The sequence below is a fragment of the Photobacterium sp. HL06 genome (genome assembly GCF_059552575.1).
The window spans coordinates 1,747,301-1,764,301 of sequence record NZ_CM183914.1; the positions used below are offsets into that span (position 1 = coordinate 1,747,301).

General features: G+C 47.2%; 12 protein-coding genes. 11 read left to right on the forward strand and 1 reads right to left on the reverse strand.

The window, feature by feature from the left end; translation table 11 throughout:
* The first annotated feature begins 146 nt into the window (after positions 1-146).
* From AC51G0_RS08295 to AC51G0_RS08345, 11 genes are all read left to right on the forward strand, one after another.
* A complete protein-coding gene (locus tag AC51G0_RS08295; protein ID WP_496301579.1) occupies positions 147-1,517 on the forward strand; it encodes an MATE family efflux transporter in 1,371 nt (456 codons plus the stop codon).
* A 261-nt stretch (positions 1,518-1,778) separates the two neighbouring features.
* Positions 1,779-2,450, forward strand: coding sequence for an ABC transporter ATP-binding protein (locus tag AC51G0_RS08300; RefSeq protein ID WP_496301580.1), 672 nt, complete (start codon positions 1,779-1,781; stop codon positions 2,448-2,450).
* Positions 2,431-4,890: an ABC transporter permease gene (locus tag AC51G0_RS08305; protein WP_496301581.1), complete on the forward strand. Its 2,460-nt coding sequence runs from the start codon at positions 2,431-2,433 to the stop codon at positions 4,888-4,890. The genes AC51G0_RS08300 and AC51G0_RS08305 overlap by 20 nt, the downstream gene beginning before the upstream one ends.
* A complete protein-coding gene (locus tag AC51G0_RS08310; RefSeq protein ID WP_496301582.1) occupies positions 4,890-5,975 on the forward strand; it encodes a lipocalin-like domain-containing protein in 1,086 nt (361 codons plus the stop codon). Before AC51G0_RS08305 ends, AC51G0_RS08310 begins: the two co-directional genes overlap by 1 nt.
* Before the next feature lie 44 nt (positions 5,976-6,019).
* Positions 6,020-7,336, forward strand: coding sequence for an amidohydrolase (locus AC51G0_RS08315; protein ID WP_496301583.1), 1,317 nt, complete (start codon positions 6,020-6,022; stop codon positions 7,334-7,336).
* Between the two features lie 181 nt (positions 7,337-7,517).
* Positions 7,518-9,806, forward strand: a complete 2,289-nt coding sequence (locus AC51G0_RS08320; protein ID WP_496301584.1) for an FUSC family protein — start codon at positions 7,518-7,520, stop codon at positions 9,804-9,806.
* 40 nt (positions 9,807-9,846) lie between these two features.
* Positions 9,847-11,466: a TolC family protein gene (locus AC51G0_RS08325; protein WP_496301900.1), complete on the forward strand. Its 1,620-nt coding sequence runs from the start codon at positions 9,847-9,849 to the stop codon at positions 11,464-11,466.
* Between the two features lie 5 nt (positions 11,467-11,471).
* Entirely contained in the window at positions 11,472-11,675 is a 204-nt protein-coding gene (locus tag AC51G0_RS08330) for a DUF1656 domain-containing protein (RefSeq protein ID WP_496301901.1), read from the forward strand.
* 17 nt (positions 11,676-11,692) lie between these two features.
* A complete protein-coding gene (locus AC51G0_RS08335) occupies positions 11,693-12,574 on the forward strand; it encodes an HlyD family secretion protein (protein ID WP_496301902.1) in 882 nt (293 codons plus the stop codon).
* A gap of 47 nt (positions 12,575-12,621) precedes the next feature.
* Positions 12,622-13,293, forward strand: coding sequence for a potassium channel family protein (locus tag AC51G0_RS08340; RefSeq protein WP_496301585.1), 672 nt, complete (start codon positions 12,622-12,624; stop codon positions 13,291-13,293).
* Entirely contained in the window at positions 13,286-14,413 is a 1,128-nt protein-coding gene (locus AC51G0_RS08345) for an AI-2E family transporter (protein WP_496301586.1), read from the forward strand. The genes AC51G0_RS08340 and AC51G0_RS08345 overlap by 8 nt, the downstream gene beginning before the upstream one ends.
* Before the next feature lie 158 nt (positions 14,414-14,571).
* Here AC51G0_RS08345 and AC51G0_RS08350 read toward each other — a convergent pair whose 3' ends face one another.
* Positions 14,572-16,482: a diguanylate cyclase domain-containing protein gene (locus AC51G0_RS08350; RefSeq protein WP_496301587.1), complete on the reverse strand. Its 1,911-nt coding sequence runs from the start codon at positions 16,480-16,482 to the stop codon at positions 14,572-14,574.
* Positions 16,483-17,001 lie beyond the last annotated feature (519 nt).

Consider the following 17,001-nt stretch of genomic DNA (forward strand, 5'->3'; position numbering starts at 1 on the left):
TGCTCCTTGCTGTAATCTTCTATCACTGTTCTAAGTTAATGATGACGATGGAAAGCGGATGAATAAAAAGTGTTGTTTATAAAAATGTAGTGGATAAAATTCGAACTGTCTTTGCCATATTTTTTTTATTGATATCAAGGTTATCTATGTCCCACCCGGTTCTGTTCCATTTCAGGGGCGATTTTGTCCGTCGTTTGTTGCTCATTGCACTTCCCATTGCATTGCAGACAATGTTGTTTTCCAGCCGTAGCCTGGTTGACATTTTAATGTTGGGGCAACTGGGTGAGCTTGACGTTGCTGCGATCGGTATTGCCGGAAAAGCGCTGTTTGTGGCAACGATAATGATCTTTGGGGTAACCACCGGAGGGGCGTTACTAACCGCTCAGTATTGGGGGGCTGGAAACCCACAGGGTGTGAAGCAAAGTACGGCCTTAACCGTGCTGATGACGACGCTAGCGGCACTGGTGGCAGGCAGTGTTTTTCTGTTTTTACCTGAGCATGTTGTTGGGCTAGCGACGCAGTCGGAAGCGGTGATCAAATTGGGGGCGCATTACCTGAGGATCACGTCTTTTAGCCTGTTCGCTGTTGCCTGGGGCAGCAGTATGGCTGTTGGCTTGCGGGCTATGCATCAGCCCGGTGTGAGTACTTTTTTCAGTGCTATTGGTATCGGGCTGAACATATTTCTTAACTGGGTACTGATTTTTGGTCAATTCGGGATGCCAGCGATGGGCATCGCTGGTGCTGCCTGGGCGACGGTGCTCAGTGGCTTGGTTGAAGTTAGCCTGCTTTATGCTTACCTGCATAGCCGTAACCACTTGCTGGCGTTCCGCTTTACGGTACTGGTTGAGGTGTTTGACTGGAGCAAAATAAAACAATTCCTCTCATTATCGTTACCGACAACCTGCAACCACCTGGCTTGGTCGGCGGGGATTTTTGTTTATCATGCCATTATTGGCCAGGCTGGCGTTCAGGGGTTGGCGGCACTCTCCGTGATGACCCCAATAGAGTCATTCTCGCTGGCTTTATTAATTGGTGTCTCTAATGCGTCGGCGGTAATGATAGGTAACCAGCTAGGGGCAAATAAAATGGAAGCCGCTTATTACCAGGCATGGGCGGTGTCATTTTTTAACTTGGCCTGCAGTGTGCTGGTGGCAATCACCATGTTGTTGATGAAAGATACCGTACTGGATTTATTCTCTGCACTGTCTGGTGATACTCGGGAGTTAACCGAGCGATTCTTTATGGTCTACGCCGTGGCAGTTGTTGTAAAAAGCATTCCAATGACCATGATTGTCGGTGTCTTGAGGGCTGGGGGAGATATTCGCTTTTGTTTCTACCAGGATATGGCAGCTCAATGGCTCATTGGTATTCCGATTACAGCTTTCTGTGCACTTGTCTTACAATTACCATTAGAGTGGATTTATGCGATGTTAATGCTTGAGGAGCTTGTGAAGAGTGTTGCTTCAATTATTCGCCTTAAATCCCGTGCATGGATGAATAACTTAGTTGCAGAATAATAGTAATAACATAAGCGCGACGGTTAAATATTTCATTCCAGAGTTTGTTTAATAGGTTGGGTGAATGCATTCTTACTCAAGCTAAGTGTCTTGATTTATCAGACGATTGTAATTGTCATGTAGGTGGTTTGTTTAAATTGTGGGTGGTTTGTAACCTGTTGTATTAAATTTCCTAATGAGACTTTTAAAGTACTTTCTCGAGTCCGGGCTTTGCTGTAAATTTCACATTCGGAAAACACCTACAAATATTTGGGGATTTGGATGTTACGATTAGTGGAGCTTTGCAAAGGCTATCAGGATGGCGGTGAGTATCACTCTGTCTTGCAAGGAGCAGAGCTGGAACTAAAGCAAGGTGAGCAGTTGGCCCTTATGGGGGAAAGTGGTTCGGGTAAAAGTACCTTGTTAAATCTGATTGCAGGTCTCGATACTGTAGATTCTGGTGAGGTTTGGTTAGGAAAAACGCCCATTCATGCTATTTCCGAGCGTGAGCGTACTGCTTTTCGGCGTAACAATATTGGCCTCGTCTTCCAACAATTCAATTTACTCCCCACGTTGACCACCGCCGATAACATTCGTTTCTGCCGGCAGTTAAAAGGGTTGGATGAAAAGCCAAAATTATGGCGCCAGATTATTTCGGCACTTGACCTCATGCCATTGTTGGGGCGATATCCGGAAGAGATGTCGGGTGGGCAGCAACAGAGAGCAGCTATCGCACGTGCTTTGTATATGGAGCCAGATATCCTGTTGGCCGATGAGCCAACCGGAAGCCTTGACGAGCGCAATGCCGGCGCGGTAATACGTTTGCTTGTTAATCTTACGCGTCAGCTTGATTGCACATTGTTGCTGGTGACACACAGTAAACAAGTGGCAGCACATATGAGTGGCTGTATTCGACTTCAGGGAGGCCAGTTACATGTCAAGCCCCGTAGCTAAAGCGCTTTGGGGGCACTATAAGCGCCACCCCTTCCAGATTGTCTTAGTATGGCTAGGCCTGACATTGGGTATTGCCCTGTTGGTCGGCGTGATGGGTGTTAACCAACAGGCGAGAGAGAGTTACCGCCAAGGTGAGCAACTGTTTTCCAACCCATTCCCATATCGCATTCGTCACAACCAACCCGCTATCAAGGTCCCGCAGGGCTTCTATATTCAGCTACGCCGTGCAGGGTTCAGCCAATGTGTACCGATGGATCAACACAGAATCGTCACCGACCAAAACCGAGGTTTTGATATTGTCGGTATCGATCCCATCGCAATGTTTTCAAATTTTAAAGATCAGGTTACCAGCCAAAATCAAAGCCAGATGATGTCGCTGATGCGGCCACCATACCCAATCATGGTCGGTGAACAGCTAGCAAGCTATATGGGAGTGGTCGATGGCCAGTTTCTAACGTTAGAAGACGGAAAGCAGATTGGCCCGCTGAAGGTTATGGACGAAGAGAGAATTCGTGGCCCAAGGATGATTGCAGATATGTCGCTGGTGCGCGACCTGCATCCTGGCTCAGGCCTTACCTCAATTTTATGCGGCAATATGACGCCGCAACAACTTGCAGCACTTGCCGATCAATTACCTCCGGCCCTGAAATTGGAACGCCATCAAAGTGCAACGCTTGAGCCTCTGACTGATGCATTTCACTTGAACTTGTTCGCAATGGGCATGCTAGCGTTTGTTGTCGGCCTATTTATCTTTTATCAGGCGATGTCACTGTCGCTGTCTCAGCGTCAGCCGTTAGTGGGGTTGCTTCGCCAGGCGGGTGTTTCTGGCTCGCAGCTGGCGCAGGCGTTATTGCTAGAGTTGCTAGTGTGGATTGCCCTTGGCCTGGTTGGCGGGAATTTACTGGGCCTTCTGCTTGCTCAGCAGTTATTGCCCTCTGTGGCAGAAACACTGAATAGCCTCTATGGCGCCAATGTGAGCTTATCGGTGAGCTGGCATTGGCAATGGGGTCTGGCGTCATTGGCTATCGCACTGTTTGGCAGCTTGCTGGCCTGTGGCTGGCCTCTGATCCGGCTGATCAAAACCCAGCCCGCACGTCTATCAACCCATATGTCTCTGGTACGGTTTAGCGGACGTGAGTTTGCCTGGCAGGCACTGTTTTCCTGTATGTTCATTGGTGCGGCCGCCGCGGTATACCAGTTACCACATGGGCAGCTAGCAGGGTTTGTGCTGATAGCATTTATCTTGATCGCTTCTGCCTTGAGTATGCCGTTCTTATTGTGGCAATTGTTCCAGGGCTTAGGCTTAATTGTACGCTCGGCCCGGCTGCGTTGGTTCTTTTCCGATGCGGCAGCCAGCCTGAGTTACCGAGGGGTAGCGGCAATGGCGTTCATGTTGGCATTGGCGTCGAATATTGGTATGGAAACCATGGTTGGTAGTTTCCGTAATACGACGGAAGTCTGGCTGGACCAACGGCTTGCCGCTGATATCTATGTTCGCCCTTCACTCAATGTCGCACCGCGTATCGCCAGTTGGTTAGACAGTAAAGATGAAGTAAAACAGGTGTGGTGGCAGTGGCGTAAAGAGGTACTCACCGATGCAGGAACCTTACAGGTTGTCAGTATTGGGGGAACCAAGGAAGAGCAACAGGCGCTGTCGATAAAAGTAGCTATACCTGATTACTGGCAGCGTTTGCATCACCAACGGGCTGTGCTCGTTAGCGAGTCAATGGCACTGAAGCAGGGCTGGCAGCCTGGTGATGAAATCGAGCTACCAGCACCAATGAACAAGAGCTGGTTGATTGCTGGTGTCTATTACGATTACGGAAACCCTCATGGACAGGTTATTCTGTCTCACAAGCGCTGGCAGGATTATTGGCCGTACAAAGGCCAGGTTGGCTTGGCTATTCACCTCAATCCAGGTACTGACAGCATGGCTGTAATGAAAGAAATGGGCGAACGCTTCCACCTGTCACCAGAGCGGGTACGTAACAATGTTGAGCTTATGGCGCAGGCAATGCGGGTGTTTGATCGCACATTTATCGTTACGGCAACCCTGGGTAAACTGACGTTGTTTATCGCAGTTTGCGGTCTGTTCTTTGCCACTGTCGCGGGTGAAGTCTCGCGTCAGCGTCAATTTGCGCTGTTGCGGTGTATGGGAATGACGGGAAGGGAATTAGCCGCCTTGGGCGGGGGGCAGCTCTTGATGATTGGGCTGTTGACGGCAGTGATTGCTTTGCCATTGGGCCTGGTATTGGCGCAGTTGCTGATCGATGTCGTGTTGAAATACTCCTTTGGCTGGACAATGCCCGTGCAGTATTTTCCGTATGAATACCTGACTTCCTTAGGCTCAGCATTAGCTGTGCTATTGGTGGCAGGAGCCTGGCCGGTGTGGCGGTTGGTGAAACGTTCTGCCATCTTGTCTCTACGGGAGGCATTCTGATGTTGTATCAAACAGCTCGCCGTGGATGGATGATTGTACTGTTGGGCCTAGTAGCGCTAGTGGGGTGCGATCCGGTCGAAACCCGGTCGAACTCGGCTGACATACTCAGCCAGGAAGCAGAAGAAGGCTATGAGCCAGTCGTACCGGGGAAACAATGGGTGTTTCCACAAGATCATCTGGGCCATCCTGGTTTCAAGGCCGAGTGGTGGTACCTCACGGCAAACCTTGAATCTGAAAGTGGTGAATCCTTTGGGGTACAGTGGACACTATTTCGCTTCGCAACCAGTGCAGAGCCTGGCGTTGGCTGGAAAAGTCCACAGATGTACATGGCTCATACAGTGGTTACCAGCAAGGATAAAATATGGCATGCAGAGCGTTTTGCCCGAGGAGGTATAGGACAGGCTGGTGTAACGGCCAACCCTTACCGGGCCTGGTTAGATAACTGGTCATGGCGCTCACATGGAGATAGCCCTTTCCCGGGAACGCTTGAGTTTGCTGATGGAAATATGGCTGCTGAACTTGATGTTATCAATGTCGGAGAATTAATATTTCAGGGTGAGAATGGTTATAGCAAGAAGCACCCGACAGAAGATATTGCTTCCTATTATTACAGCGCACCTTTTTTGAATCTTAACGGCAGCTTAGAGCTGGATGGAAAGATCTATAAGGTTAAAGGTGATGGTTGGTATGATCGCGAATGGAGCAGTGAAGGATTATCGCAGAAGCAGCAGGGCTGGGATTGGTTTTCTATTCATCTAGATGATGGTAGCGCCTTAATGGTTTATCAGATCAGGGAAGAAGATGCCAAGCCGCATTATTTTGGTTCATTGAGCTGGCCTAATGGCAAAACAATCTTATTACAGCCAGAGGATCTCAGGCTGACCCCAATGTCATTTGCGACACACGAGGGAAAAGAGTTTCCTCTTGAGTGGCGCATAGATGTACCAACACAGCAGATACAACTAGAAGTGGATGTTGTCCGCAAGGAGCAGTGGCTACCCTTTATCTTCTCATACTGGGAAGGACCAATCAGGGTCAGTGGGAGCCATTCAGGACAAGGATTTATGGAGTTAACTGGCTACTAGGTACTAAGCCTAGCCAGTTTGCCGTAAACAGATAGGATGAAAACGTGGTAAAAAATATAACAGTAGATGAACAGATGCTAGCTCAGCGTTTAATGAACTATCGTCGTGAGTTTCATCGCTATCCCGAATCGGCTTGGTGCGAGTTTTTTACCACCAGCCGGATTGCAGGTTTGTTGCAGTCACAGGGGTATGAGCTTTACTTCTCTGACGCGATCATCGCACGAGACACGATCATGGGGCGAGATGATGCCAATGTTGTCGGCGCCCAGGAGCGTGCGATCAGCTGGGGAGCTGAGCTTGAGCACCTAGCCCAAATGAACGGTGTAACTGGTGTCGGAGCCGTATTGGATACAGGCCGTCCGGGACCTGTGATAGCCCTGCGTTTTGATATCGATGCTGTTGATGTAATGGAGAGTCAGGATGACTCTCACCGGCCACGCTTTCTTGGTTTCGCTTCACTCGCCCCAGGTGTCGCCCATGCCTGTGGGCATGATGCCCATGCGGCTATCGGCTTGGGAATTGCTGAAACTCTGGCAGCAAACAAAGACAAACTTTGCGGCAAAATAAAACTCCTTTTTCAACCTGCCGAAGAAGGTTGCCGTGCAGGTAAAGCCATTGCCGAAAGTGGTTGGCTTGATGATGTCGATTATTTCTTTGCTGCGCACATCGGCATGAATGTCCCGAGCGGTACATTGGTTTGCGATCCGCAGCACTTCTTGTGCAGTTCAAAGTTCGACTTACACTTCTCGGGTAAACCTGCCCATGCTGGCATCGAGCCTAATGCGGGCCGCAATGCACTCGCTGCTGCATGTACGGCTGTGACTCAAATGCTGGCAATACCTCGCCACCGTGATGGTATGACCCGCCTGAATGTGGGTCAGCTCCATGCTGGTGACGGGCGAAATGTTATCCCGGCCAATGCGGTGCTGATGGGGGAAACCCGCGGCGAGAACCGCGAGCTGAATAACTACATGTATCAGCAGGCTGAACAGATAGCCCAGGCTGCCGCGATGATGCATGGAGTCAAGATTGAAATCAAAGCACAGGGTGAGGCAATAGGCCTGGAAAATGATCCTGAAATGGTTGAGTTACTGGCCAAGCTAGCGCCACACAGCGGCTTTACCGAGATAGTGCGCGAGAAAGACTTTGGAGCCAGTGAAGATGCCGGTTACCTGGTTGATCGGGTACAGGCCAATGGCGGGAAAGCAATTTACTGCCTGGTGGGCTCGGACTTAACCGCTGGCCACCATAATGGTGATTTTGATATTGATGAAAGCCGCATGTTGCCTGCGGTTAAACTGTTTTTGAATGCTATCGAGCGGCTGCAGACCATTGCTGCACCGAAAGAGGACGTCGCTTAACCTCTAGTCCCACTTTAACAGCGTTACGAATAGTTCGTGACGCTGTCACTTCCACTCTGATGCATACCCCTTCAATCGAACTACCCCTAGGGTGTTATATCTAAGACACTTTCTTCGCTTATAACGCTATATTTATCTAGTCTAAATAGACTTTAAGACTGAACATATGCGGGGGTAGGCGATGGCTGAAGAAAGCACAGAATCGGTGCAGCCGTCAGGCGCTGGTATCTCATCCCTTCAGTTTCGTCATTGGCTTTTCCCCTTTTGCCTCAGCGAAAAGTTTAAGTTTGCTGCCCGAGTTGCCATTAGCCTGACCCTCGCTTACCTGATCCCTATGGCCCTTGGGTGGCCACAAGCCTCGACAGCGGCGACAACAGTGATGTTGATTGCCTCGACTGGTAGCCGTCGTGAGTCGCTCGCGAAGGGCACTCTCAGGGTACTCGGGACGATTGCTGGTGCGATCATTGGTTTGGTCTTAGTCGGATTTTTTGCCCAGGACCGGTTGCTGTATATGCTCTCAGTGTCGGTTGCTGTTACTGTCGTTTTCTATATCCGCAGCGCTTACCTTGCTGATCCGACGCTTTTCATGCTCACGGGTGTGATGATCCTGATGATGTTTAATGGCGGGGATGCGGAAGGCGCGTTTTTATATGGCCTTGACCGAACCTACATGACAGTCTTTGGGGTGGTGGTGTACACCCTGGTTGGCGTGTTTATTTTCCCGCCACAGGTTGAACAAAATTTGCGTCAGTTAGCCGATGAACTCGGTGAAATTCAATATCAGTTATTTTTGCTTATCAGTACAACGGCATTAGACAAGGGAAGTACTTCTGGGGCTGAGTCTCAAGCTGCCTCGACACCTGTATCGGTCAAGCCAGAGGGGGATCCATCTCCGGAAAGTGTTTCTAGTATGATCCCAAAATTGTATGCCGCTCAAGAGGCATTTGAGTCACGTTACAGCACCATCAGTACAGAGTGCAGTGAAATTTCAGCGTATAAAAAAGAGTGGGATTACGCCCTGTTTTACTATCGCCAGATCACTGAACTCTTGCTGTTCGCGGCGAAAAGCCACGATCAGTTGTCGGCACAGTCGCATCAATATGTCGAAAATTACCAGCGCCTGGTGGATGATATCAAGCAGCTTTTTACACAAATTCCCGAGGCTTGGGAAAAAAAAGACGGGAGTTTACAAAGAGAGAGCACGTCTGTTATCTATGACATGGACAAACTTCAGACGGCAGACCACCTGAGACGGGGCACAGCAATCACAACCGGCTTTTTGTTTAGTAAGCTTAATGAAAAGTTAACCTGCCTGATCAGTACGGTAAGCTGTATCGATTCGGTGACTGGCAGAATATCATTTCATGACGTGTTGCCAGGCGAGCCTCCAGCATTTAACTGGTGGGATGCTGAAAATGCCAAGACTGCGCTAAAAGTGTTACTGACCTACTGGTTTGCCGGCGCGATTTGGATATTTTTTAATCCACCTGGGGGGTATAATTTTGTCGTTTTCTGTACTTTATTCGTCTCAATTCTCTCATATTTGCCTATTCACCCTGTCTTGTTATTAATACTATTTTCTTTAGGGTTTCTTTTTTCAGTGCCAGCTTATGTCTTTATTTTGCCGCAGTTGTCTTTGGGCTCTGAACTTGCTGTATTTATCTTCATTTACACCTTTGTCGGCTTTTATATATTCAAAGGCCCAATCACCATTTTCTTTTTAATCGGGATGTTTACCTTAGGTATTGATAACGATATGACGTATCACTTCGGTATCATTTTAACAATTGTCACCTTGTTTTACCTTGTCGTATTTATGGTGGTTTTCTCTTATTATTTTCCGTTCTCATCACGTCCAGAGCACCTTTTTCTCGTCATGCGGGAGCGTTTTTTTCGGCATGTCTGTGGGGTTGTTGCCTATTATCAACAAGTAACACCTTCGTACTGGAGCCGGTGGAAGCTAGGCTGGCATTTGGCAACAATGAAGGTAACAGTAAAAAAGCTCAAGGTTTGGGGCAGTAAAGTCAATGCTGCCAACTATGAGAAAATATCGACCGAAGAGCTCATGGCATTTTGTCAGCAGTGCGAATTACTTTGCCATCATCTAATTACGCTAACAAAGTCAGAATCTAGGTTACAAGGCAATTCATTGGTGACGAAAGCCAGAATAGCGCATAAAGATACAGTGATCCCTGAGATTGCCATGCAGTTAGCGTGTTTAGATATCAGTAAATTTATTGAAGATGATAAAGACAGCGTATTGCTTCGTGCTAATGAAAGCTATCATGCTCTTGAAAAAAAGCTGGATGTTTTCTTTGAAGAAATAGAATGGTCTGAGTATTCAAAATCAGACATCGCAGGTTTTTATATTTTTCTAAACTTGAAAAAAAATATATTTGACTCGTTAGTTAAATCTAAGGCCGCAAGTGATGCGATTCACTGGGAGCAATTAACTCAGAGTCGATTTTAGGGGGGGGGCAGTGCTGAAAGTTACCAATGCTTTTATAGCTATGTTCTCTTTTGGAATACTAACAGCGTGCACTGTTTCCGGTCCTGATTTTGAGGGGGTGGAAACCGCGACTCTACCGCAGAATTGGTTGGGAGGAGATAGCTTGCAAAGTGGCTGGAAGACTGCACGTTGGTGGATGCGATTTAACGATCCTGTGCTTGACCGTTTGGTTGAGCAAGCCTCTGCTCAGAACTTGGACTTGGAATCTGCGGGGCTGAGGATCGTACAGGCCCGGGCTGCTCTCGGTGTGGCGGACTCTTTTCGCTATCCGCAACGACAAACCGTGTCAGGCAGTTTGGCTAAAATCTATCAGAATGAAAATACGTTTGATAATGCTACTTTAAGTTTTGATGCCGGTTGGGAACTGGATGTCTGGGGTAAATATGCCAGAAGTATTGAATCAGCAGAAGCTAGCCTGTATGCCTCTATAGCCTCTTACCATGACATTTTGGTGAGCATTACGGCAGAGGTGGCACGGAACTATGTCAACTACCGCACCTTTCAGGAAAGGGTATTGCTGTCCGAACGCAATATTGAGATCCAGGCGCGGGTAGTCAAGATCACCGAGATCCAGTTTGAATCCGGCAATGTTACCGAGCTTGATGTCCAGCAGGCTAAAACCCAGCTCTACACCACCAAATCAGCCCTGCCAGGCTTGAGGATAGGTATGATGCAGTCACGCAATGCATTGGCTGTGCTGCTGGGAAAGTTGCCTAGTGAGGTTGAACAAATACTGGCATCTGCAGCAATCGATGCCAAGATAAAAGCCTTTGATGATAAATATGGTGCTAGCCGATCGAAGCAGAAGCTGAGTGGTTATGACCAATATTCATTGATCCCGTATCCGCCATCAGTCAGCAGCACTGTCGATGCGTCTTTGGTGTTACGCCGTCCGGATTTGCAGTTGGCTGAGTTGCAGGCCCATGCCCAAAGTGCTCAGATTGGTGTAGCTGAAACAGAGCTATACCCCAAGTTTTCACTGTTTGGTGCCATTGGCATTAACAGTACCGTTCAAGCTGGCAATGATTTTAGTTTCAGCGATTCACTAACCCTGTCACTTGGGCCGTCCTTTTCCTGGAATATTTTCCAATATGGCCGGGTTGAAAATAATATCCGCCTTGAAGATGCTCGCTTTCAGGATGCGCTGACTAACTATAATAAACGGGTTCTGCTTGCTGTGCAGGAAGTGAGTAATGCACTTGAGGCTTACCAGCTGAATCAACTGCAGAAATCACTGGCATTTAGCTCAGTAAATGCGTCTCTCCGCGCGTTCAATATTTCGCTCACACAGTATGAAAATGGCCAGATCACGTTCGAAAGGCTGTTGAGCTCGGTAGAGAAAATGACCCGCAGCGAAGACACGTATGCCCAGATAAAAGGTAATGTCGCCAATCAGGTCGTGGCACTTTATAAATCCCTGGGTGGGGGATGGGAAGCTAATTCGGGTAAGCCGTATTTACACAAGCAGCAAACAGAGCAGATGCGGGCGAGAACCGATTGGGGAGACATGCTAGATCACCCAATTTTACCACCGCTTTCGCCGGATCAAGTGACAAAAGCCACGTTGCCATTTGGGGACAAAGAAGACACTGAAGCAGGCCAACAACAGGGGGAACCATGATGGAGATGCCTCATGAACTGGCTGTTGGTGATGTGTATTTCTCGCCTTTTTTGCTGGTGGTGATTTATGCCGTAATAGCGACCTGGGTTTCTGTGGGGATTTTGAACAAAACCCGGCTGTCACGGTTGATTGTATTTCCTTCGTTGACGTTTCTGGCTATTACGCTGCTCTATGTTGTGGCTATTGATGCCTTTTTCCTACGATTTTAGGTGTGAAGATGAAAACGATAAAAAAGCTCTTCGTTATCGCGCTTAACATCCTGATCATTGGCGGTGCAATTTACTTTGGCTACCAAAAGTATGAAGAGTACTTCAATAATCCCTGGACTCGAAATGGTCAGGTTCGGGCCAATGTGATCAAAGTTGCCCCACGGGTATCAGGCCCCGTCGTCTATGTTGCCGTCAGTGATAACCAATTTGTCCGGAAAGGTGATCTGCTGTTTCAGATTGATCCAAGTACCTATGAAGTCGCACTTTCCCAGGCTGAAGTCTCATTGGAGCGTGCCGTTGTCAGCTCTCGAGGCAAAAAGATTGAGTATGACCGACTGCTAGATATAAGAGCGAGGGATAAAGGGGCAGTTTCGCACAAAGATCTCGTTCGCCGTCAGATAGCTTATGAAGAATCTCTACTGCAAATCAAGGTCTCAGAGCAACAACTCAATGCGGCTAAACTGAATATGGCTTTTACTCAGGTTTTTGCATCTGTCGATGGCTATGTTTCTAATCTCGATATCAAAGAAGGTACACAGGCTGTGGCAAACCAGCCGCTGATCGCATTGGTTGATATCGACAGTTTCTGGGTGTTTGGTTATTTCCGAGAAAGCCAGTTGGAGAATATTCGTATTGGTGATGCGGCTAGAGTGACGTTGATGGCCTACCCAGAGCAGCCAATTGAGGCTGTTGTAGATTCCTTGGGCTGGGGGATAGCACCGAAAGACGGCAGCGTTGGCTATAACCTGTTGCCAAACGTCAATCCGGTGTTTCAGTGGATCCGTCTGGCGCAACGTATTCCAGTTCGTATTTCGCTCAGGCAGTTGCCTGAAGGCATTGATCTTCGGTTCGGGCTCACTGCGTCCATCATGGTCATGAAAGATACAGAGCAGAAGTAGTTATGCCTAGTTAGGTTGTCATAATTGAGCGGGTAGGAGGCGAGTGCATGGGCAAAAGAATCAGTGAAAGGAATAACTTCTATTACCTGACAGCAGCATTGGTGATCTTGCTGATCAGCTCGTCACTGGAGCAGGTACTAATGACTGGCTTTTTGGATCTAGTACTGCAAGGTGTAACGGTCTTAAATTTTGTCGTTTGCTTGGTAAGTCTGCGTTTTGACAAACACTGGTACAGGTTTCTCCTGGTGATTGCAATTTGTTGGGGGCTGGTGTCGATAACCAAGGCTATATTCCCGATCCGACAAATTGATGTACTAATTCTAGCGCTAATGTTTACATTTTTTTGGGGCACATTTAAATCGATTGCTCGGCAAATATTGTTTACTGGCAGTATCGACACAAATAAGGTCGTTGGCTCATTGGCCTTGTTTTTGTTGTTGGGGCTAATGTGGGCGATAGCTTATTTGGTGATCCTTGAGTTTTCGGCAGAGTCGTTTACGGGAATGGTGCAATTACCATGGGGTGAGAACTTCTCAAATGCCGCCTACTTTAGCTTTGTCACTCTGACGACACTGGGCTATGGCGACATCAGCCCGATTTCACCGGTTGCCCAGGTTATCGTTTATCTAGAAGCGATAGCGGGTGTGTTCTATATGGCCATTGTTGTGGCCAGTCTGGTTGGCGCCAGCCAAAGTAATCAGGAAAAGAACGATGGATAAACAAATTGAAAAGCATCAAAGCAGTATCTTTGTCAATAACATGGTTGAGTCTGCGATCCGGATTGGTTTGTTGTTTGTGCTGCTCGTCTGGACTTACGACATTATTAAACCTTTCATTATCCCCGTTTTATGGGGAGCGATTATCGCCGTTGCGTTAATGCCTCTGACCATTAAACTTGCCAATGTTTTAAATGGCAAGCGGGGATTAGCTGCCACAATTTTAGCCTTGATTGGGATAGCCTTGCTTGTCACCCCCTTTGTGATGGTCTCAGGGTCTATCTATGATGGGGTCGCGCATTTGACGGAGGTGTTGCAACAAGGTGATGTGAAAATCCCGGGGCCAACGCAACGTGTTGCCGAGCTCCCATTAATCGGTGAGCAGTTATATGAAGTATGGGCCTTGTTCGCGTCCAATATGGAAAGTGCGGTTGCCCGCTACAACGAAGAAATAAAAGCGGCGGTGGGAGCGGTAGCCGGATTCTTGGGTAGCAGCCTAGCAACCATGGTCATGTTTATTATTTCATTATTGATTGCGGCCGGTTTTATGGCGCACGCGGAATCAATGTCAAAAGCCGTTCAGGCCGTGTCAGTTCGGGTAGTCGGTAAGCATGGTGAACAATGGGCTAATTTAACGGCAGCAACGGTGCGTAGTGTATTGCTCGGCGTAGTCGGTGTGGCATTCATTCAGTCTTTGCTGGTTGGGGCCGCATTCTTTGTGTTTGGTGTTCCTGCCGCTGCACTGCTCACCTTTATCGTGTTTATTTTTGGTATCGCCCAGCTACCGGCAACATTGGTGGTATTGCCAGTGATCCTTTACGTATTTTCGGTTCAGGATACAACACCGGCGACGATATTTACGGTGTGGGTATTGCTCGCCGGGCTGTCGGATAACTTCTTGAAGCCGTTATTGATGGGGCGAGGGGTATCAATTCCGATGCCTGTGATTTTGTTCGGTGCCATTGGCGGTATGATCTCGGCGGGAATTATCGGTTTATTCCTTGGTGCAGTGATCCTGGCAATTTGGTATGAATTATTTACCACCTGGCTGAAGCTGGATCCGGATGTGGTTACGGAGTCGGCGGAAACTGAACTGGAGCAACAAACACAATCAGAAAAATGACCAGTGTAACGGCATAATCATTATGATTTGCCGTTTAGGTAAAGGGCTTAAGCTAAATCTCTTTCTAGTTAAAAACATTTAAGCCCTTTTTCGACCGTTGAGAGCTATGAAAAATAGGATAAATTCAATTATAAATAATAACTTATTAAGTTATCTTTTTACTGCGAAATCAAGAGGCGCTGGTGCTGCGATTTTTCTTTCATTGATGCAGAAAAATAATAGTAACGGTTACGGCCATCAGCCTTTGCTGTGTACATGGCTAGATCGGCATTCATAAGCAGGGCGTCGGCATCCGTTCCATCTCGCGGATACAGAGAAATCCCTATACTAGGTGAAATAAAGACATTTTCAGCACCTAACGAGAAAGGCGCAGAAAACTTGCGTAAGATTTCTTTTGCCACGCGTTCGATGTCATGTTGGTTATGCTCTGTGATGATTATGGTAAACTCATCCCCACCTAGGCGTGCTACTGTATCGGTTTCCCGTACAGAGTTGCGTAGCCGTTCCGCAACATCTTTTAGCAGTCGATCCCCCATATTATGGCCAAGTGTATCGTTCACTTCCTTAAAGCGATCAAGATCAAGGAACAACAAGGCCATAGGCTGGCCTGTACGGTTTGCTTTGTTCTTTTCCTGCTCCAGCCTATCAAGGAACATTTGGCGGTTAGCTAGCCCGGTGAGGGAGTCAAAGTTCGCTTGACGCCAGATAAGTTCTTCAGCTTTTTTCTTGTCTGTTATATCGGTAAGGGTGCCACACATACGTAGCGGGCGCCCGTCCTGCCCATAGTTAACAATTTTGGCACAGTCCAAGATCCACTTATATTCTCCCTGTTTGGTGAGTATGCGGTATTCCATTTTGTGCTGAGAGCTGCGGCCTTCCAAGTGAGCTGTAATGGATTGCCAAGTTGCCTGTCGATCATCGGGATGTATATCGTTAAGGTTTAGGTGCGAGTCAGCTTGTATCTCTTTGAAACTGTTCCCCAGAATGTTTGCCCAGCATACATTCCTTTGCACAGTGTTGGTTTCAATATTCCAGTCCCAGAACCCGAGCTCGCTGCCAGCTAAAACGGAAATGAGTTGCTCCTGACTGGCCAGTAATTTAGCTTCGGCATGTTTACTTTCGGTAGTGTCTAACATTCCAGCAATTGCAAACTGGACTTCCCCTCTGACCCGGTAGCAGGCAACCGTCATATGAGCATAAACGGTTTCACCATCTTTGCGGATAAAGCGTTTGTCGAGTGAATATCCGTCATTATCGCCTGCTAGCATGTGTTCAAACTTATCTACATCATGCGACAGGTCTTCAGGATGAGTTAAGTCAGACCAGGTCAACTGCAGCAGTTCTTCCTGGCTGTAGCCGAGCAGCTCACAAAGCTGGGGGTTTACTCGAAGCCAGCTTTTTTCAGGGCTAGTAATAGCAATCCCTATGTTTCCTAAATCAAATTGGGAGCGAAACAAGAACTCACTTTCTTGCAAGGCATCGGCGGTTTGCTTACGCTGAAGCCGTCGCGTAAACAGCATGCCCAGTAAGACAGTAATAAGAGGAAAGAGCAGTAATACAGGGAAGGTAATGTTGGAAAGTACTTTTAGCGCGATATCCCAGGGTAAAATAAATATCAGTGCCAGCATTACGACATGAATAATAATACCAAACAGATAAATTTCGCGGCCCGATAATTTTGATAACGGACGCTGACGAGAATAGTGCCAGATTATACCTAAGGAGCCTGAAGATATAATAACAGCAACGCCAGCAATTGCGGCTTCCCCTCCTTGGAAAAGGCGCAATGTTGCAGTCATTGCCATAGCAATTAAAGTAGGAACTGCGCCGAAAAAAAGCCCTGAGATCCCAAGCAGTACAGAGCGAGTATCAATGATTATTCCTGGTGCATACTCCCATGGAGAGAGCATGATGATGATGCCGATCAACCCAAGAGCAAGGCCTGTTGGTGCGGCCTTAAATGAGTTAAGTTCAGTACGATAACTGCTGGTTGCCATGTCATAGATAAAAAGCATTGCCAGTAATAAAGCGGCATTATGAGTCAGGGCGAGGAGGCCGGAATGGTACATGCCTATTTGAGTCTCTTATTCATTTGTTTTTATAATGTAATGTTCGTGTTGCAAGTTGGTGCCGAATAATAGCAACTTAATGTAAGGCTTGACCATAGCTATTTGTTGTAATGATTATAATTTTTGTTTGATTTTCAGGTGTGCTAGTAACAATTGATCACATGTGGTAATAATGTGTAACAAATAGAAATAAACTGTCATGTGTGCGTGTTGGCTTTCCATTTTTGGTTATCAATTAATTCATTTTTGAACAATATTACCCCCCTTTCAATTAGATTTAATGAAGAAATGTTCGAACTTGCATTAATAAATTTATCGTTCGATCATATTCCACATGGCGAATATAAATGCAAATCAATGCGATTCTAGTGGTTTTTTATATTTGTCGAACAATAATTATTACTCCTATATGAATAGTTGAGTTTCCCCGGCTTACTATCATATTTCTTGGTAAAACCAGAAACTTATACCTATTCTAATTGTGTATCCTAATTATGAATATTAGGCCTTATCCGGGAG

Bases quoted from the DNA above. Each gene is read 5' to 3' on its own strand.
- AC51G0_RS08295 (WP_496301579.1), top strand. From the start codon at position 147: ATGTCCCACCCGGTTCTGTTCCATTTCAGGGGCGATTTTGTCCGTCGT.
- AC51G0_RS08300 (WP_496301580.1), top strand. From the start codon at position 1,779: ATGTTACGATTAGTGGAGCTTTGCAAAGGCTATCAGGATGGCGGTGAG.
- AC51G0_RS08305 (WP_496301581.1), top strand. From the start codon at position 2,431: ATGTCAAGCCCCGTAGCTAAAGCGCTTTGGGGGCACTATAAGCGCCAC.
- AC51G0_RS08310 (WP_496301582.1), top strand. From the start codon at position 4,890: ATGTTGTATCAAACAGCTCGCCGTGGATGGATGATTGTACTGTTGGGC.
- AC51G0_RS08320 (WP_496301584.1), top strand. From the start codon at position 7,518: ATGGCTGAAGAAAGCACAGAATCGGTGCAGCCGTCAGGCGCTGGTATC.
- AC51G0_RS08325 (WP_496301900.1), top strand. From the start codon at position 9,847: ATGTTCTCTTTTGGAATACTAACAGCGTGCACTGTTTCCGGTCCTGAT.
- AC51G0_RS08330 (WP_496301901.1), top strand. From the start codon at position 11,472: ATGCCTCATGAACTGGCTGTTGGTGATGTGTATTTCTCGCCTTTTTTG.
- AC51G0_RS08340 (WP_496301585.1), top strand. From the start codon at position 12,622: ATGGGCAAAAGAATCAGTGAAAGGAATAACTTCTATTACCTGACAGCA.
- AC51G0_RS08345 (WP_496301586.1), top strand. From the start codon at position 13,286: ATGGATAAACAAATTGAAAAGCATCAAAGCAGTATCTTTGTCAATAAC.
- AC51G0_RS08350 (WP_496301587.1), bottom strand. From the start codon at position 16,482: ATGTACCATTCCGGCCTCCTCGCCCTGACTCATAATGCCGCTTTATTA.